The 17,062-nt window shown below is 40.0% G+C and carries 18 protein-coding genes and 1 pseudogene; 8 read left to right on the plus strand and 11 right to left on the minus strand.

Annotated features, from left to right (window positions below; translation table 11 throughout):
* A partial coding sequence (locus UYI_RS0107560; RefSeq protein ID WP_016866074.1) for an AAA-like domain-containing protein occupies positions 1 to 2,156 on the minus strand: 2,156 nt, incomplete at its 3' end.
* Positions 2,157 to 2,356: 200 nt separating this feature from the next.
* Here UYI_RS0107560 and UYI_RS0107565 point away from each other — a divergent pair.
* Together UYI_RS0107565 and UYI_RS0107570 are read left to right on the plus strand one after the other, a co-directional pair.
* On the plus strand, positions 2,357 to 2,572 hold the full coding sequence (locus UYI_RS0107565) for a hypothetical protein (protein WP_016866075.1): 216 nt from the start codon (positions 2,357 to 2,359) through the stop codon (positions 2,570 to 2,572).
* Complete coding sequence (locus UYI_RS0107570; protein WP_016866076.1) at positions 2,563 to 2,937, plus strand: type II toxin-antitoxin system VapC family toxin; 375 nt, start codon at positions 2,563 to 2,565, stop codon at positions 2,935 to 2,937. The genes UYI_RS0107565 and UYI_RS0107570 overlap by 10 nt, the downstream gene beginning before the upstream one ends.
* A gap of 73 nt (positions 2,938 to 3,010) precedes the next feature.
* Here UYI_RS0107570 and UYI_RS0107575 read toward each other — a convergent pair whose 3' ends face one another.
* The 4 genes and pseudogenes from UYI_RS0107575 to UYI_RS36175 form a co-directional block, all read right to left on the minus strand.
* Positions 3,011 to 3,409 carry a type II toxin-antitoxin system death-on-curing family toxin gene (locus UYI_RS0107575; RefSeq protein WP_016866077.1) on the minus strand — a complete coding sequence of 133 codons (399 nt, stop codon included), beginning with the start codon at positions 3,407 to 3,409 and terminating at the stop codon, positions 3,011 to 3,013.
* Positions 3,409 to 3,606, minus strand: coding sequence for a hypothetical protein (locus UYI_RS0107580; RefSeq protein ID WP_016866078.1), 198 nt, complete (start codon positions 3,604 to 3,606; stop codon positions 3,409 to 3,411). Before UYI_RS0107580 ends, UYI_RS0107575 begins: the two co-directional genes overlap by 1 nt.
* 7 nt (positions 3,607 to 3,613) lie before the next feature.
* Complete coding sequence (locus tag UYI_RS36620; protein ID WP_016866079.1) at positions 3,614 to 3,910, minus strand: hypothetical protein; 297 nt, start codon at positions 3,908 to 3,910, stop codon at positions 3,614 to 3,616.
* 374 nt (positions 3,911 to 4,284) lie between these two features.
* Positions 4,285 to 4,641: pseudogene (locus tag UYI_RS36175) on the minus strand (AAA-like domain-containing protein); the annotation flags it as partial.
* A 1,262-nt stretch (positions 4,642 to 5,903) separates the two neighbouring features.
* On the opposite strand from UYI_RS36175, the gene UYI_RS0107605 reads away from it, so the two are divergent.
* Together UYI_RS0107605 and UYI_RS0107610 are read left to right on the plus strand one after the other, a co-directional pair.
* On the plus strand, positions 5,904 to 7,004 hold the full coding sequence (locus UYI_RS0107605; RefSeq protein ID WP_026085809.1) for a hybrid sensor histidine kinase/response regulator: 1,101 nt from the start codon (positions 5,904 to 5,906) through the stop codon (positions 7,002 to 7,004).
* 372 nt (positions 7,005 to 7,376) lie between these two features.
* Positions 7,377 to 8,762 (plus strand): aldehyde dehydrogenase, encoded by a 1,386-nt coding sequence (locus tag UYI_RS0107610; protein ID WP_016866084.1) that lies wholly within the window; start codon positions 7,377 to 7,379, stop codon positions 8,760 to 8,762.
* Between the two features lie 3 nt (positions 8,763 to 8,765).
* Here the strand turns inward: UYI_RS0107610 and UYI_RS0107615 are convergent, their stop codons facing one another.
* The 4 genes from UYI_RS0107615 to UYI_RS0107635 all read right to left on the minus strand — a co-directional run bounded on the left by UYI_RS0107615 (position 8,766) and on the right by UYI_RS0107635 (position 11,220).
* Positions 8,766 to 9,305 carry a GAF domain-containing protein gene (locus UYI_RS0107615; protein WP_016866085.1) on the minus strand — a complete coding sequence of 180 codons (540 nt, stop codon included), beginning with the start codon at positions 9,303 to 9,305 and terminating at the stop codon, positions 8,766 to 8,768.
* A 296-nt stretch (positions 9,306 to 9,601) separates the two neighbouring features.
* Entirely contained in the window at positions 9,602 to 10,198 is a 597-nt protein-coding gene (locus tag UYI_RS0107620; protein WP_016866086.1) for a sulfite oxidase-like oxidoreductase, read from the minus strand.
* 188 nt (positions 10,199 to 10,386) lie between these two features.
* Positions 10,387 to 10,563: a 50S ribosomal protein L32 gene (rpmF, locus tag UYI_RS0107630; protein WP_009457986.1), complete on the minus strand. Its 177-nt coding sequence runs from the start codon at positions 10,561 to 10,563 to the stop codon at positions 10,387 to 10,389.
* Between the two features lie 216 nt (positions 10,564 to 10,779).
* Positions 10,780 to 11,220: a hypothetical protein gene (locus UYI_RS0107635; protein WP_016866088.1), complete on the minus strand. Its 441-nt coding sequence runs from the start codon at positions 11,218 to 11,220 to the stop codon at positions 10,780 to 10,782.
* 339 nt (positions 11,221 to 11,559) lie between these two features.
* On the opposite strand from UYI_RS0107635, the gene UYI_RS0107640 reads away from it, so the two are divergent.
* Positions 11,560 to 13,404, plus strand: a complete 1,845-nt coding sequence (locus UYI_RS0107640) for a caspase family protein (RefSeq protein WP_016866089.1) — start codon at positions 11,560 to 11,562, stop codon at positions 13,402 to 13,404.
* A 101-nt stretch (positions 13,405 to 13,505) separates the two neighbouring features.
* Here UYI_RS0107640 and UYI_RS0107645 read toward each other — a convergent pair whose 3' ends face one another.
* Positions 13,506 to 13,883, minus strand: coding sequence for a Mo-dependent nitrogenase C-terminal domain-containing protein (locus tag UYI_RS0107645; RefSeq protein WP_016866090.1), 378 nt, complete (start codon positions 13,881 to 13,883; stop codon positions 13,506 to 13,508).
* Between the two features lie 490 nt (positions 13,884 to 14,373).
* Between UYI_RS0107645 and UYI_RS0107650 the strand changes: the two genes are divergently transcribed.
* The 3 genes from UYI_RS0107650 (at position 14,374) to UYI_RS40160 (ending at position 16,117) form a co-directional block, all read left to right on the plus strand.
* Positions 14,374 to 15,576: an anion transporter gene (locus UYI_RS0107650; protein WP_016866091.1), complete on the plus strand. Its 1,203-nt coding sequence runs from the start codon at positions 14,374 to 14,376 to the stop codon at positions 15,574 to 15,576.
* A gap of 161 nt (positions 15,577 to 15,737) precedes the next feature.
* Positions 15,738 to 15,911 (plus strand): DUF6888 family protein, encoded by a 174-nt coding sequence (locus tag UYI_RS40155; RefSeq protein WP_407636586.1) that lies wholly within the window; start codon positions 15,738 to 15,740, stop codon positions 15,909 to 15,911.
* Complete coding sequence (locus tag UYI_RS40160; protein WP_016866092.1) at positions 15,908 to 16,117, plus strand: DUF6887 family protein; 210 nt, start codon at positions 15,908 to 15,910, stop codon at positions 16,115 to 16,117. Before UYI_RS40155 ends, UYI_RS40160 begins: the two co-directional genes overlap by 4 nt.
* A gap of 108 nt (positions 16,118 to 16,225) precedes the next feature.
* On the opposite strand, the gene budA is transcribed toward UYI_RS40160, so the two are convergent.
* The gene (budA, locus tag UYI_RS0107660) at positions 16,226 to 17,017 is read right to left on the minus strand and encodes an acetolactate decarboxylase (RefSeq protein ID WP_016866093.1); all 792 of its coding nucleotides are present in this window, start codon (positions 17,015 to 17,017) and stop codon (positions 16,226 to 16,228) included.
* Positions 17,018 to 17,062: the final 45 nt, after the last annotated feature.

Genomic DNA, 17,062 nt, shown 5'->3' on the forward strand with positions numbered 1-17,062 from the left:
TGACCTGTGGTGATATCCCAGAGTTTGATTGTGTTATCGACACTACTAGAAGCAATTGTTTTACCATCCGGGCTAAACACCACGCTATAAACCTCATTATTATGTCCCGTGAGGGTTTTGATAACTTGACCTGTGGTGACATCCCAGAGTTTGATTGTGTTGTCTGCGCTACCAGAAGCAATTGTCTTGCCATCCGGGCTAAATGCAATGCTATAAACCCCATTATTATGTCCCGTGAGGGTTTTAATAACTCGACCTGTGGTGGTATCCCAGAGTTTGATTGTTTTGTCTGGACCACCAGAAGCAATTGTCTTGCCATCCGGGCTAAATGCAACACTGTTGACAGACTCAGAATGGGCTTGCCAGGAATTTTTTTCTTGAATCTGCGCCAAAATATCTTGAATGCTGAGGATGGGACTAAAAGCAGGATAATCAACTATAGATTGCTTTTGATTCACTAAACTTTTGAGGCTTTGTCCAGCTTCCATCGCCATTAATAAACCATCAATTTGGTTCCCTTTAAATCTTTCTATGGCGTTGTTACCAAGTCTTTCGGCTTCTATGGCTATAAAAGCCCTTTGTCTAGCTTGTTCTGTTGCTACTGCTACCACCACAGCCCCTAGCAGCGACAATCCTAAAATACCAACCCCAATGTAAGTTTGTCGCCGGGCTTTGTGTCGCGCTGACTCTAAAATCTGCCTTGCCTGTTTTTCTGCTTCTAAGGCAGTTTGCATTTTGTGCTTATCTAATTCTTGGCTAGCAGCTAAATATTGATAATCTAAATCACTTAAGCTTTTGCCAATCGCCCAGGCTTGGGCATCCTGTAATGCTTGCCCACGCAATAGCCAAGATTCATCTTTATTGCTAGCAACCCATGCTTCTAATGCTTCGGCGTAGGGGCGTAAATCTGCCAACGCCTTTGTCACCCAATTTTGGTTAAAAACAGCCTCGTAAATCCGGTTGTATACTTTTAACTTTCCTTCTTGTTCTACCACCAACCCCGTCAGCCGTAATTCTCTATGTTCGGGGCTATTATCACACTCTAATTCTCCGTGTTGCAAAATCTCCTGGTATAATCCTAACCATCTACACATTTTTTGCTCATTCCTGAGGATGCGATCGCGAATCGTCCGCAAATGTTCTGGTTCGTCGTGAAATTCCCAATTTTCAATAATTTGTGATTTGACAACAGCTTCTACCCACTCTTTCGTATAGACTTCTCTCCTAGTAGGAGGGAGAATATCTCCTCCGAACTCTCTACCATCTAGAAAGTCACAAAATTCCCCTCCGTCCCTCGTAAGAAAGGGGTTAGATCCATTTTCTCCGAACTCCTCAACATCGCCCCTCTCCTTACCAAGGAGACGGGTTGGGGTGAGGTTAATCACCAATTGACACAACTTTTGCGTCAAAAACGGCTGTCCACCACTCCAAGCCAATATTTCACCCATCACAGCCTGAGGATTAGTTACTTTTCCTACCAATCCTTGTGTAAGTGAAGATACTTCCTCTAACCGAAATCCTTGCAATTCAATTGCCCTACCAATATTAAACGGTGTGCGCTTTTTATCTGCGATCAAATCACTGGGAGTCGCCACACCAATTAACACAAACGTCAAACGATTGTACACTGGCTGATCTGCACGCTGGTTGTAACAGTTGCGGATCACTGCAAAAAAATCTTCAATCGGAAAACCCAAACTCAGCACACTATCGATTTCATCAACAAAAATCACTATTTGTTGAGATATTTCAACTAGCAAAACTTCTTCAATAAACTTGCTGAATCTTTGCACTGGCGACAGCAAATGATTGTCACTCCACCAGCTTTCTAAATCAAATTTGTCATAGAAATTTAAACTACCGACTAAGCTATCAATTACCCCTGCATACCATTGTTCTGGGGTTATATCCCAAGTGCCAATCGCTGTAATATCAATCGCCGCACAAGCAATTCCCTGTTGTTGCAGCCTCTGCATCGTCCTTACCCGCAGGCTAGATTTGCCCATTTGTCGTGAGTTGAGGACATAACAGAATTCTCCTGCTAACAGTGCTGCATATAAATCCTCGTCTGCCTGCCGTGTTACATAGGTGGGAGAATTAGATGGTAAGCTGCCCCCTACTTGGTATTGGTAGGTTAGGTATTGCTGTGCGTTCATGGGTTCCAGTTGGAATTGCTGAGACTGGCCGTATTTAATAGTTATTAGTTATATCACTTGAATAACAGTTCCTCCACCATGTGCCTGATAGCTTGATAACTGATGTAAATGCGATCGCTTGTTTTGGGTGAAGAGTGCGATCGCTTACAAGTAAAAAAGCTAAGATCAAAAGATTAACATCGTATCTCAAGCAAACAGTTATGCTACCTGTTAACAAAAAAATTGTGACTGATGAAGCTATGCGTCCAGTCGCAGTTTTGATTGATTATCAAGACTGGCAGAAAATCGAACAAATATTAAAAGCTTATGAATTACAAGAACAAATAAACTTTGATTTAAACAAGTATGCAGGTGTAATTAAATTAACTCAAGACCCTTTAGAATATCAGCAGCAAATTAGGGATGAATGGAGTTGACACAGCCTTTAATATTATTAGATACCAATATAGTACTCTACTTTTTAGGTGGTAGGTTAGCAAACCCATTAGCATCAGGACAATATTTAGTTTCAGTGATTACGGAAATTGAATTGTTGTCTTATCCCAACCTCCGCCCGGATGAAGAAACACAAATTATTGATTTTTTAAATAAAATTTCAGTTGTTAGTATTGACAGTGATATCAAAAAATTAACCATTTCACTTCGCAAACAATATAAACTCAGGCTTCCAGATGCAATCATTGCTGCAACTGCACAATCTTTAAATGCAACATTATTGACTAATGATGTCAGACTGACTAATCTCACAGAGATTAACATTCAGACAGTGCAATTAAAGTGAGTAGTGCCTTACCCCAGACATTTGTAAAGTGACGCGATCGCTTGTTTTGGATGAAGAGTGCGATCGCCTTTCTCTACTCCTGAAAACTCAGCTTAGCTACTATATGCTTGCCAAGCCATTCAGTAAATTCTTCCCGCCCTAATTCGCCGGATGCTACTTTTAAAATTACTTGTTCTTGCTCATCCATTGCTGCACTAATTTCAAAACCATTTAATACCAAAAAAACTTCCATTGCAGCGTGACCAATGCGTTTATTACCATCTATAAAAGGATGATTTTTGATTAGTGAAAAACCAAGTGCTACAGCTTTTTCAGGAATGCTTGGGTATAGTTCTTCTCCAGCAAATGTCATCTGTGGTTGAGCTATGGCTGACTCCAATCCATTAAGATTAGAAATACCCGCCGAACCACCAGATTGCTCAATGATGCGTTGATAAAGTTCTAAAATCTCTTTTAAAGTGAGATAACGCATCAGGCCAAGCGTTTGTAAAGTTCAGTATTTTTCTTGAGTACATAATCCATAGCATCTTGAAAGGATGCTTCTGATTGTTTGAGCAATTGTTCGACACCCATTAGCACTAATTCTTCTATCGATACACCAAGGCGAGTAGCTGTTGCTTGCAGTTTTTCTAAGTCTTCATCAGGAATTTGAATAGTAATGCTGTTCATCGCTAGGTCAAGCTATGAGGATAGAATCAATGTAGCACTGTAACTTTTTGATGCGATCGCTTGTTTTGAATGAAGGTGCGATCGTCTCATTTGCAACCACATCCAAACCTTTTGTCACCAACATCAACACATTTGTAACCAACATCGTCCCATCCATAGAAAACATCAACACATTTGTAACTAACGTCTTGACGTTACATATTAACGCCAACCCATCCATAGAAAACATCAACACATTTGTAACTAACGTCTTGACGTTACATATTAACGCCAACCCATTCATCACAAACATCACAACATTCATTTAACTAAAGCTGCATGACTCTCCCACCCTGCAATAAATTGCGGGCTAATAGCTAAAGTACGATAAAACGCACTGAAATCAACATATATAAAAGCTCATGTATAATATCCCTTCTTAATTCACCAACATTATCCCCATCTCCCCATCACCCCACCTCCCCATCACCCCATCTCCCCATCACCCCACCTCCCCATCACCCCATCACCCCATCTCCCCATCTCCTCACTCCGCCCCCAACTCCTTCAACACCTCCCACGTCAACGGATTCTTCCCAGCCTGCAAATCCCTCACCCAACCTTCCCGTAGTTTCTTCGCGTCAGCATCTTTAGTAGATTTAATAAATACCTGAAAATCCTCAATCGCACCCGCATAATTACCAAATCATGCTCACTCCACCAGCTTTCTAAATCAAAATTGTCATATAAATTTAAACTACCTACCAAGCTATCAATTACCCCTGCATACCATTGTTCTGGAGTAATATCCCAAGTCCCAATTGCCGTAATATCAATCGCCGCACAAGCAATTCCCTGTTGTTGTAACCTCTGCATCGTCCTTACCCGCAGGCTAGATTTGCCCATTTGGCGCTAGTTGAGGACATAACAGAATTCTCCTGCTTTGAGTGCTGTATATAAATCCTCGTCTGCCTGTCGTGTCACATAGGTGGGAGAATTAGCTGGTAAGCTACCCCCGACTTGGTATTTATAGCTTAGGTTTTGCTGTGCGTTCATGGATTCCAGTTGGAATTGCTGAGACTGACTGTATTTAAATGCTACAACTGGCAATCACCTGTTTTGCAGTGAGAGTGCGATCGCTTTAATTATTTTTACCCCTAAAAACCTGATTTAGGTACATATCTTATTACTCTCTAACTTGATTTTTTCCATTTTCTGTGTTTGCGATCGCTGTCGTTCAATCACAACATGATGTCGATAGATCGCAACTTGCTGCTATTAAGAATGTACTTTGAATCAGAATCAGATTGACCACCAATCTAAGCTACAATTAACTTCAGCATTACCTGAGCATTACTAATATCATGTCCCCTAGAACAGCTATATTATCCGCCTGTGTCGGTAATTGGTAATGAGTAATGGGTAATTGGTGATAATTGGTTATTTTTTCACCATATTCAATACTCTATGCCCAAGCTTTATATCGTAAGCAATCAGTCGGACATGATATAACTTCCCTAAGAGGCTATTTATAAACAAAATATTAAGTCATGCTAGTAGGGTGTGTTACGGCATGAGGATACTGCGCTTTAACGCACCCTACAAAGTTAAGATTTACTTTATAAATAGTCTCTAATGAATCATTGAGCTAATGCTTCAGCTTTATGCAATTGCAAATCATTCCGTTCAATTGCTAGACCAATAATAAAAATAGTGTAATTTGTATATTTAATTAAATTTGCCGGAGTGGTTACTCATCATCAAGTAAAGATAAACCGTTTGGATGCAAATTTATAGACAGCAAAATTATCTTGCTTTTAAAGTTGTATATAAACTTGGTCTGCCTGTCGTGTCACATTGGTGGGAGAATTAGCTGGTAAACTACCCCCTACTTGACTTTATATTAGTATGTGGTGTTTTGTTTTCTCTTCATCTGTTATAAATAGATAGAAGTGAGAAAAACATATTAGATCTAATAATATATTATTAGTGTTTATTGCTTGATAAAAACAGTAATTATTAGGGTTCATATTCAACTTTCGCGAAGCTAGGTATACTTCCTGTTCTCTGCTTCAAGATTAAGTTCATATAGTAAATTTGATTGCTACATTCTTTTTTAGATAATTGACTTAATTTCTACCAATTTATTTCATAAGTCTACAAAAAATGTATTTTTAATGATTTATTCGCAAAATATTTTTATTAACAACAGATTCAAATAACTAGAGAGAAAATAAGAAAAAATTAGCAAATTATAGATGTCATTAACACTAATAAATTCAATACTAATTGAACGTTACTGAAATTCCTCAATGCCAATGATTACACAATCTTACAACTCAGACAAAATCCTGGTAGTCGATGATTCGCCTGATAACGTGTTTTTAATCAAAACCATTTTAGAAGAAGAAGGCTACACAGTTACTACAGCAGAAAATGGTGTTTCTGCATTGGCAAAAATTGCTGAGGCTACCTTCGATTTAGTATTGCTGGATCTAATGATGCCAGGGATGGATGGTTATGAAGTAACTAAGCGGATGAGAGAAAATAAGAGTTTGCCGTTTATCCCGATTTTACTGATCACTGCCCACGATTCACCCAATGTTGCCCAAGGTTTAGATTTAGGTGCTGATGATTTTATCCGTAAACCTGTGACAGTGGATGAGTTATTAGCAAGAGTGCGATCGCTTCTCCGGTTAAAACATAGTATAGATGAACGCGATGAAATAGCCCGCCAAAGAGAAGATTTTGTCTCTCGTCTCACCCACGACTTACGTACACCTCTAGTTGCAGCAGAAAGAATGCTAACACTACTTTCAGAAGGTGCGCTAGGGAGTTTATCAGCACCCATGCAGGAAGTGATTACTATCATGGGTCGTAGCAACACCAACCTACTAGCAATGGTGAATACCTTATTGGAAGTATATCGTTTTGAAGCTGGTCGTAAAACCCTAGCGTTTCAACCAGTTAATTTAGGACAATTACTCAAAGAAGTCGCAGGCGAACTAACTCCTTTAGCCCAAGCCAAGCAACTGGCAATCAATTTAGATATCGATGAGGATTCTAGCAAAACTACAATTGTTGGCGATCGCTTAGAACTACACCGCCTATTCACCAACTTGATCGGTAACGCCATCAAATTTACCGATAAAGGTTTTGTCACCATCACTCTTGTACCATCTACCACTGATAGTGGGAGTATTACCATCAAAATAGCAGATACAGGTCCTGGTATTCCTTCTGAAGAACAAGCAACTTTATTTGAAAGATTTCGCCAAGGTAGTCACAAGCGTTCTGGTAGTGGTTTAGGACTGTATCTTTCTCGTCGAATAGTAGAAGCGCACAAAGGAAGTATCGAAGTAAGTTCAGAGTTAGGAAAAGGCAGCATATTTATTGTTAATTTACCCATCAAACAGTAATTTTATAATTTACGTTTGATGTGAATTCTGGGTCAAAAGATTTATTCTTTAGAAAGCGAACACCGATGCACACGGATGATTGATCTGTGTTCATCTGTGTTCCAGCTTCACCGAGTTTTTTGTGACTTGAATTTATCTCATCGTCCAATAGTTTTTGGTAAGACGAACACCGATGCACACCGATGGATGCAGATGGATGCAGATGGAAGCAGATAAATTACTCGTTAACAACAGCAGTGAATACACATTAGATATAAGTTATCAATTAAATTGAGATACATCTATTTATAACCAAAATGTATTAAAATTTACGAATGTGGGCATTTTTCCGTTATACTCATTTAAATTAAATATATTTATTTGAGATATTAAATGATTTCTGAAACGTCAATTCATGAAATTCTTGAACAACAACGAGTTTTTTTTCAATCTGGAAAAACTCAATCACTATCTTTTCGTATTTCCCAACTCAAACTTTTACAACAAAGCATTAAAGAAAACGAAACAAAAATTTGTCAGGCTTTAAAAGCAGATTTAAATAAACCAGAATTTGAGGCTTTTTCTTCAGAAATAATATTAGTTCTTAAAGAAATTGAATATTGTATCAAAAATCTTAATAAGTGGACTAAGCCTCAAAAAGCAAAAGTCCCTTGGCAATTACTTCCTGCTTCAGCAAAAATTTATCCAGAACCGTTAGGAGTTGTTTTAATTATTGGTACTTGGAACTATCCTTTTCAGTTAGTAATCACACCATTGATTGGAGCGATCGCTGCTGGAAATTGTACTATTATTAAACCATCAGAATTAGCTCCGCATACATCTAGTCTTATTTCTAAGCTAATAGCTAAATATTTCCAGCCAGAATACATTACAGTTATTGAAGGAGGTGTGGAAACAAGTCAAAAATTATTGTCAGAAAAGTTTGATCACATATTTTTCACTGGTGGCACTGCTGTAGCTAAAATTATTATGGAAGCCGCAGCCAAAAATCTTACACCTGTGACCTTAGAATTGGGTGGCAAAAATCCTTGTATTGTTGATACAGATATTCATATTGCACATACTGCTAGACGCATTACTTGGGGTAAGTTTATTAATGCTGGACAAACTTGCTTAGCACCAGATTATTTATTAGTACATACTAATATTAAAGAAAATTTAATATCTGCAATTCAAAAATGTATCCAAGAATTTTATGGTAATAACCTTGCTATCAGTCCTGATTATGGCAGGATTATTAATCAAAAACAATTTGATAGAATCACGAATCTTTTAAAGGGAAATAAAATTGTTTTTGGTGGAGAAACAAACAGAGAACAACTTTATATTGCTCCCACATTAATAGAAAATATTTCCTTGGCAGATTCCATTATGCAAGAGGAAATTTTTGGGCCAGTTTTACCAATTATCGAATACACAGATATATCAGAAGCGATCACTTTGATCAATTCTCTGCCTAAAGCTTTAGCTTTGTACTTATTTTCTAATAATAAAAATCTCCAACAAAAAGTATTACAGACAACTTCATCAGGAACTGTGTGTCTCAATGAAACAGTCATGCATATTGGTGTTTCATCCTTACCATTTGGTGGCGTAGGTGATAGCGGTATCGGCAGTTATCATGGTAAATTTAGTTTTGACACTTTTTCTCACTATAAAAGTGTATTACACAATCCCTTTTGGCTGGATTTAAAATGGCGATATGCTCCCTACACAAAGGGTAAATTATCTTTTTTAAAAAGATTGATTGGATACTAATCCTTAACTCTCGTGAATACAAGGCGCTGCTGCTAGAACCTGCGCCTCTATTTGCATCAGCTCAATATCTGATGGCAACCACTGACGAGGTGCTTGACAGTGGTGTGCCACTAACAGTCCCCATAGTCCTTTGGGAGTCAACACAGGTACAACCAGATTGGCACGAACCTGCAATTGGCGCAGAAAATCTCGGTGACAAGTAGCAATTGCTTCTGATTCAATGTCGGGTATTGCACGTACCCGTCCTGCCAAATACATGGCAGCATACTCATCATTAAAACAATCATCAGGTCCTGTTGAACCTAAGATAGAAAATTCTTCAGAACTCAAGGCTTCAAATGTTACTTGTCCTTGCCATTGATAGTAAAAGTAATACAAAACCACACGATCGACTTGAAGCGTTTCTCTGAGACGGTTTGTTGTTTGTACGACTAACGCATCTCGTTCCATTGTTCCGATCAGGCGTTCAAGCACTTTTTGCAAACCGCGATCGCGATGCACTGTGACACTAGGATTAAATTCTGGGTTGGGATGACTTTGCACTGGTCTGCAATAACGATTGATTGACAGTTATCCTTCCATGCTACACATGGCAGGTGATGCTCTTAACTTACCGTTATAAATTCCTGAATCGACAAGATGTTTTAAATTTTTAAGAATCTATCTAAGTACCATTTCACAATATTATTGATACAAATTCTCTCCCTTATCCTCTTTGTCGCCCTTGTCCCCCTGGCTGCCAAATGCATCAAACTTATGGTGAAATGGTATAAGTAGCCGTCATGAGATGCGAACCTCACCCCCCTCCCCTCTCTTGACGGGGTGAGGTTTTCAAATCATTAAAAATTACTATAACGCTCCTCTGCCCAAGGTTCGCCTCTATGGTGATAACCATTGCGTTCCCAAAAACCCATTTCTTCATGTTGGAGAAATTCTAAGCCATTGATCCACTTAGCGCTTTTCCAAGCATAAAGGTGAGGAACTACTAGCCGCATCGGTCCACCGTGTTCTGGGGGTAATGGTTCACCAAATAATTTAAAAGCGAAGAAATTTTCTTCTTTGAGAAAATCTTCCATAGAAATATTAGTGGTGTAACCGCCGTAGCAGTGTTCCATCACATGGACTGCTTTGGGGTCAACTTCAATTTGCTTCATGAAGTCTGTCACCTTAATACCAGTCCATTTGACATCAAGTTTAGACCAACGAGTTACACAGTGGAAGTCAGCAGTAAACTCGTGCTGGGGTAACGCCATGAAATCTGACCAAGTAAAAGACTTGGGTGTCACCAAACCCCATACCCGAAATTCCCATTCATCTGTGTTGACTTGGGGAGTAGCACCATAGGTTAAGACAGGAAAACCCTTAGTTAAATATTGACCGGGTGGAACCCGTTCTTTTTCTTCCTGCGCCGGTTTTTGAAAAAACTTTCCTAGCATAGCTACCAGAAAAATAGGTCTTCTGAAGACACTTTAGTTTTTATAGGAGTATTTGGTAATCGGTCATAGGTAATGGGTAATAGATAATGTATTCTCTCAATTACCAATTACCCTTACGGATTCCCGCTTATGCTCATGGGGGAAACCCCCCTTCTGCGCGCTGGCTCACCAATTACCAATTAGCAGTTTTATGATTCCTCTTCTTCCTCTTCTTCGGCAGACGGATAGACAAAGGTAGAGCGTCCAGTCAAAATCGACTTACCAAGGGAGAGAGCTTTTTGTGCTTCCAGGCTAGCTTTACGTCTCCAGGTAGCTCGACGCTTATCACGTTTGGATTTAGATGTTTTCTTCTTTGGAACAGCCATATTAGCGGATAACGCAATTTTTGACAACCTTATTATTCTAAGCCATCAAGGCATAATTGGTTAGTGGTTAGTGGTTGGTGGTTAGTGGTTAGTGGTTGGTGGTTAGTGGTTGGTGGTTAGTGGTTGGTGGTTAGTGGTTAGTGGTTAGTGGTTGGTTATTTACTAATTAACTCACCCCTCACACCCCTCACACTCCGCATCACCCCACCACCCCTCCTACTTCCCAGCTTGGTTATTCGTTGCAGGAGCAGGGGTTGTGAAGTTGTCTCCAAAATATAGAAGCGATCGCGCTGTTTTGAAGTATTTTGCCCAGCGTCGTGGATCGGGACGCTGACGCCACTGGGGGCGAGTCACTGCTAATTCTAAAACTGGTGCGATCGCTCCGTTGTTTTGTACGGAGACAAATATGGAAACATCTGTTACTAAGATATCTTGATCAAAACTACGTTGAGCAGCCGCTCTAGCAGCGGCTTCTGCTCTTTGCAGTAGGGTTTCGTAGTTTTCTTCTGGTAAGCGATCAATAGACAGGTCTACTCTAGCGGTGTAAGCTCGCACAATCTGGGGTGCGATCGCGCCCATTGTCAGCCAAATCGGAACCGCAGTACCCAGCAAAACTACTGCCTGAGCTATCCGGATTCTCTTAGCAATTAATGGCATAAGTTGAATAAGTCTCTGAGAAAAAATTCTATTTCCAAAGAGAATTCTGCATGATGACTGATGACTGTAACTGTTCATAACCTGTATACTCCTCACTATGAAAATTTTTGGTGAATCCAAGCACAGTAATAATTCGGTTAAGCAAGTAAGAAAAAATACATTTTTTGTATTTTGTGTCTAAATGAAAATCAACCGGAATTAGGAATTCTGAACAGTAAACTCCCAACTCGCAATTGTTTTAGTCACCCAGACTATCAATAAAACACTAGGTTAGCTTTGTTTTTTCAGCAAAGACAACCGCGATTTTAAGTAAGCAAAACATAACCAGCAGAAAGTGCGATGGCAAATAACTGGGCGATCGCTATTGGCGTAAATCAATATCAATTCTTTCAACCGTTAGGATGTGCTCAAGCCGATGCCGAGGCGTTAAAAGATTTCTTGGTAGTAGAAGCAGGTTTTTTCCAACAACAGTGTCTTTTAATGACAGACACTTCACCACCTCTCGGTGATAGATCTACTTATCCCACCAAGGAAAACATTCTGCTTTTATTAGAAGATTTAGCTGCGGCATGTTGGCAGCCCCAAGACAGACTGTGGTTTTTCTTTAGTGGTTATGGCATCAATCACAACGGGCAAGATTACCTGATGCCTATAGAAGCAAACCCTGCTCACATTGAAGAAACTGGCATAGAATTGCGGGCGTTAATGCAAAATCTGCAACTTGCTAGGCTTGACACATTGATATTGCTGGATATCAACCGTGCTTATGCTAGTCAGGCCAATACTCTCATTGGTCAAGAAGCAATTGAACTAGCACAAGAATTACAAATTCCTACTATTATTTCTTGTCAACCAGAACAATTTTCTCACGAAAGTACCGAACTTGGTCATGGATTCTTTACAGCAGCAGTGTTGGAAGCTTTGCGTTCTGGCAATGGCAAGACTTTGGAGGATCTAGAAAGATACTTGAGTCTCCGCACTCCAGAACTATGTCAACACTATTGGCGTCCAACGCAAAACCCTGTTACTATTATTCCCTCCAGGCGACAAGGAATCTTACCAGCACCAGAAACAAATCATCGCGTCAAAAATACAACTGCCCTCAGTTCTAAAGAAATGTTAGCTGCTGCCCTGCCCACACCTTCCCTGCATTCTAATTCCCATCAATTAACAGCAAATGCAACTACTTGGAATGGATTGGGGGAAGTAGGGGGAATGGAGGAAGAAATTTCCAATTATTCATCACTTTCGCCCCCACCAATAACAAACTACTCACAAGCAAAACAAACAGCCACAGCCAGTACCTCTATTTGGAAACCACTGCTGTGGTGGGGTGTAAGTACAATGATGGTTATTGGCTTGTTGGCAGTGGTTTTTCTTCGCAATCAAGCAGGTTTTAGAACTGTAGAGATTTCCCCAGCTGCCACTAAAACTGCTAATGATGACAGTGACACAGAAATTCTGCCTGTGTTACCAGAAGGCGCCAGGAATAACAAGATTGTCAAGATTTTGACCACTGTTCCACCACCTCTACAAAATAATCAAATCAAACCACCGACTGTTCCTCTATCTGAATCAGCCAAGCGTAAGCAAGCGCTGTCGGACTTAGCGAAAATGTCGCTGCAACCAAATCAAGCAAGCGATCTCAGCTTGGCGATCGCTAAAGCTAAAAAAATCAAACCTGGAACTCAAGGTTACGAACAAGCACAAACAAATATTAAAATTTGGAGTGGCATGATCTTAGACTTAGCTAAAAATCGTGCCAAACAGAGAAAGTATGCCACAGCTGTAGCTGCTGCTGAGTTAATTAATCAAGATCAGCCAAATTATCCACAAGCACAAGCAGCAATTCAACAGTGGCGTCAACAAGCCAAGCAATATGTGGCTAACACAACCCTTTTGGATGCTGCAAATGGCTTAATTCAGCCAGGACAAGCTTCTACTTACAACCGTGCGATCGAAGTCGCTAAGAAAGTTTCACCAGGAGAACCAGGTTCCGATCAAGCGCGAAAATCTATAAATAAATGGAGCGAAATTATTCTGCAACTAGCTAAGCGCCGCGCTTCTAGAGGAGAAACCAAAGCAGCAATTATAACGGCTTCTTTAGTGCCAGAGGGAACATCAGCCTATAACAAGGCTCAGCAAGCCATTGAAAAGTGGCAAAACAGAAAGCCGCAAAAGTGAGACAAGGGGGGACACGGAGGACACGGAGGACTAGGGAGACAAGGAGGACAAGGAAATATCACGCTACCCCTACCTCCCCATCTCCCTATCTCCCAGTTCCCTCAACAATACTGGGAAACATCCTCGCCGCATTCATCGGCTAGATAGCACAGCGCCCGGAAACGTAAGCTCACGACTTCTTCGTATAAGGGGTTGAGCTTACACATTGGTGGGATGTGAAATAAGGTTTTACCAAATAACTTAACATCGCGCTCAAAGGGACATTGAGCAGGAATGAGATGACACAAGCGGTGTGCGAATTGGCGATCGCTAACTTTAACGTGGTCTAGCCACCGACGTAGAGGCTGGAGAATATCAAAATCAGGCTTAGAGACTGGATGATGTGAGTGAATAGCACTGCTATTGTTGGCTTCGGTTAGAGTTAGTGCTACCCAGCTAGCGAAAAAAATCTTTTTTGTGGTATTGTCAAATACCTTCATTATCTACTCCTCTTTTTGCTTGAGGGTCTTCACCACTTCGATGAAGATATACAATGTAACAATTGCATTTCCCGGAAATTTCTTGTCCCGACACAGATACTACTTGCTGTTTCAGTAGACACTTTGCTCAGAACTCTTCTAACTACGTCAAGTTAATCTCAATTTCCTCGGGATCGGAAGTGCGATTGTGATATTTTCTTAATAACTTGACATAGTTAAAATTTTAATAAAGTCATCTGTCTAAAGACAGATATTAATATAACATTTACAAAGTTTTTTTGCAGAAAATTTCTCACTAGAATTTTGCCTAAGTATGTATCTAGTGTGAAATAACACTCAGCACCCAGAAATTACTTTTTTGTCATCAGTTGCGATGCTTTTCACGCCGCACCGATTGGAGGTACAAGTCTTTTGGTCGCTGTTTGTCGTTTTTTGCCCCTGACTCAACAATTGTGCATTCCTAATTCCGAATTAGGATAACCAGCAAAAGATGTTACCACATATATTGAAATTTGCCACCTATATTTTTTTAGGGTTGACCTATCTAGGGTTAGCATTAGGCTACCTGCCTGGTTTACGCATGAATCGTGCTGCGATCGCCTTGGTGGGTTCTGCCTTTTTAATTGCTTTGGGTGTAATAAGTTTGCAGGAGGCTTGGCAAGCAATTGATCCCACCACGATAGTGTTTTTGTTGAGCATGATGGTGGTGAACGCTAACTTAACCTACGCAGGATTTTTCCCTCAAGCATTGTCGCTGCTTTTACGTTTGACTCGCAGTCCTTTGGGGATCTTGATCGCTTTAACCTTTGGCAGTGGTATTCTTTCCGCCTTTTTTTTGAATGATACCTTGGCGCTAATTTTTACACCACTTACCTTGAGCCTCACTCAAGCTTTGAGATTGAATCCCATACCCTACTTATTAGCGATCGCAGGTGCAACAAACATTGGTTCTGTCGCCACCTTGAGTGGTAATCCTCAAAACATCCTGATTGGCTCCTTTTCAGGCATCCATTACTTGGATTTTATGAGGGTGATGACTCCAATTGCTGTAACAGGGTTAGCAATTCAAGTAATTCTACTGTGTTTACTTTACCCAAATGTACGCTCTATTGTGCCCTGCGAACACTTACCCACAGGGAAAAAGCGCATCTTTAAACCTTTGTATAACAAAACCTTAATAATAACCACCGGATTGTTAATCGCTTTTGCTGTTGGTTTACCTTTAGCAGAGTCAGCTTTAGTAGCTGCTAGCTTATTACTCATCACTAGGCGAGTCAAGCCACAACGCATTCTGCAAAAAGTAGATTGGAATCTATTGGTGATGTTCTCTGGACTATTTATATTGACAAAAGCGACTCAAAAACTGAATTTATTACAACCCTTCACCTATGCAGTTAACTCTGCGGCTGGTTTACTGGGAGTGACAGCTATTTTGTCGAACTTAATTTCTAATGTGCCTGCGGTATTGTTGCTGCATTCCCTGATTGCTAAAGATGATACCCAATCTTGGCTATTGCTGGCAGCAGCGTCAACTTTGGCAGGTAATTTGACTTTGTTTGGCGCAGTCGCCAACTTGATTGTGGTAGAAGCAGCGGCGGAGTTGGGTTATAAGCTAACTTTTTGGGAACATTTACGCTTTGGTGTGCCGCTGACGGTGTTAACTTTACTTTTGGTTTATCTGTGGATTCACTAGGTTTCTGGCAAAAAGTTTATAGCGATCGCTTAGGTCGCAGAGGAGAGTGGGTATTTGGATCAACTCAAGAAAATGTATCTTGAAGCCAAGAGACTTCCGCAAAAGTAGTCTATAGAAGGTGCTATACTCTGCGCGATGAGATATTCTGAGGAGCAAAAATTATTCCTACGTCAAAGCAAAAAACACAGTGCTTTGTCTTGTGTTGGTTTACAAAACTTTATTTGCCTATAAATGTAGTGCGTGTAGATGAGCGTACAGGAAACGTCTTCTTCTTAGCAGGTGAGGAGAATATCATTGAAATATATCCCAATGGCAGATGGAGATATGTACAATGAGCAACCCTAACTTTCAAACAATGAGCCGGAAGGAATTACACGCTTATGTTCTGGCTCACCGGCATGATCAAGAGGCTTTTTATGCGTATGTGGACAAGTTACATACTGAGGCTAAGTGGGTTGAAATGCCACCGTTACAGTCTCCAGAAGACTTAGAAAATTATCCTGAATTTCTTGAGCGTGTTCGCAACAGTTCGGAATCCTAAGATAACGTCGTCTAACCAATTCGATCACAGAGTCGGGTTTTCTTCGTTCTTCGCATTCGATAAATTCCAGTTACAGACAGTGGCAGAACAAATGCTTAACTCTGGAATTTAGCGCTCAACTTTGTTAACTTCACCTGCTTTATCACCTTCTAAATTCGCTTGGTTAAATTGGGAATTCTTAGGCAAATCAACCCTCACATCTGACATCTGATCAATTTCGACTTGCAGATTTTGAAATTGTCCATCTAAAAGATGTCCGCCAGTTTTGCGATTTTCAGTTATAAAATGCAGATGATAACCACTAACATTTACTCCTTGCATATAAGTGGGTGTACGAAAGCCTACTAAAGTACCCTTGACATTCTTTAACTCAAAAATAGATTGATTTTTTACCACCTCTACTAAAGGACGATAAGGTGGGGTTTGCTTTGACACACTTCTAACTTTGAGGTAGGGGAAAGTACCTTGAATGCGAATTGCGTAAGGATAATTTCTTGATGGTAATTTGCGGTCTAAAGTTTGTTGCATCTGTTGATAATTCAGTTTTCCCGCCAAATTAATTAATCTATCTGATTTAAAAAAAGTGACCGCAGCAAAAGGAGTTTTCATCGCATCTGGAATAGGATATGCAACTCCATCAGATTTGATTTGATAGAACTTACCATCTAACCCAATCATTTCTCCATCCAGATTATTTAATGTTCCTAAGCCGAAATTCCCATGTGCTTTTAATTGTTTAAAATTAGTGTCCCCATCATAAACACCTGCCATGAGTGCATTAATTGTCGATGTTTGAAAAAGAATATTTGATGACTTGTTTTGCTGGGTTCTACCAGGAATAACAACACCCAACGCAGTAGTGCATACAACAGCTAACCATATATAAGGTTTATATTTCATATTAAAAACAGGTCAGTAATTGGTAATATTTGTAACTAATAATAT

Origin of the sequence: Fischerella muscicola PCC 7414, from assembly GCF_000317205.1 — a bacterium.
Taxonomy (GTDB): Bacteria; Cyanobacteriota; Cyanobacteriia; order Cyanobacteriales; family Nostocaceae; genus Fischerella; species Fischerella muscicola.

What these genes read in the sequence shown, in the direction of transcription:
- UYI_RS0107565 (WP_016866075.1), top strand. Translation starts at nt 2,357, where the DNA reads ATGCTACCTGTTAACAAAAAAATTGTGACTGATGAAGCTATGCGTCCA.
- UYI_RS0107570 (WP_016866076.1), top strand. Translation starts at nt 2,563, where the DNA reads ATGGAGTTGACACAGCCTTTAATATTATTAGATACCAATATAGTACTC.
- UYI_RS0107575 (WP_016866077.1), bottom strand. Translation starts at nt 3,409, where the DNA reads ATGCGTTATCTCACTTTAAAAGAGATTTTAGAACTTTATCAACGCATC.
- UYI_RS0107580 (WP_016866078.1), bottom strand. Translation starts at nt 3,606, where the DNA reads ATGAACAGCATTACTATTCAAATTCCTGATGAAGACTTAGAAAAACTG.
- UYI_RS36620 (WP_016866079.1), bottom strand. Translation starts at nt 3,910, where the DNA reads ATGAATGTTGTGATGTTTGTGATGAATGGGTTGGCGTTAATATGTAAC.
- UYI_RS0107605 (WP_026085809.1), top strand. Translation starts at nt 5,904, where the DNA reads ATGATTACACAATCTTACAACTCAGACAAAATCCTGGTAGTCGATGAT.
- UYI_RS0107610 (WP_016866084.1), top strand. Translation starts at nt 7,377, where the DNA reads ATGATTTCTGAAACGTCAATTCATGAAATTCTTGAACAACAACGAGTT.
- UYI_RS0107620 (WP_016866086.1), bottom strand. Translation starts at nt 10,198, where the DNA reads ATGCTAGGAAAGTTTTTTCAAAAACCGGCGCAGGAAGAAAAAGAACGG.
- rpmF (WP_009457986.1), bottom strand. Translation starts at nt 10,563, where the DNA reads ATGGCTGTTCCAAAGAAGAAAACATCTAAATCCAAACGTGATAAGCGT.
- UYI_RS0107635 (WP_016866088.1), bottom strand. Translation starts at nt 11,220, where the DNA reads ATGCCATTAATTGCTAAGAGAATCCGGATAGCTCAGGCAGTAGTTTTG.
- UYI_RS0107640 (WP_016866089.1), top strand. Translation starts at nt 11,560, where the DNA reads ATGGCAAATAACTGGGCGATCGCTATTGGCGTAAATCAATATCAATTC.
- UYI_RS0107645 (WP_016866090.1), bottom strand. Translation starts at nt 13,883, where the DNA reads ATGAAGGTATTTGACAATACCACAAAAAAGATTTTTTTCGCTAGCTGG.
- UYI_RS0107650 (WP_016866091.1), top strand. Translation starts at nt 14,374, where the DNA reads ATGTTACCACATATATTGAAATTTGCCACCTATATTTTTTTAGGGTTG.
- UYI_RS40160 (WP_016866092.1), top strand. Translation starts at nt 15,908, where the DNA reads ATGAGCAACCCTAACTTTCAAACAATGAGCCGGAAGGAATTACACGCT.
- budA (WP_016866093.1), bottom strand. Translation starts at nt 17,017, where the DNA reads ATGAAATATAAACCTTATATATGGTTAGCTGTTGTATGCACTACTGCG.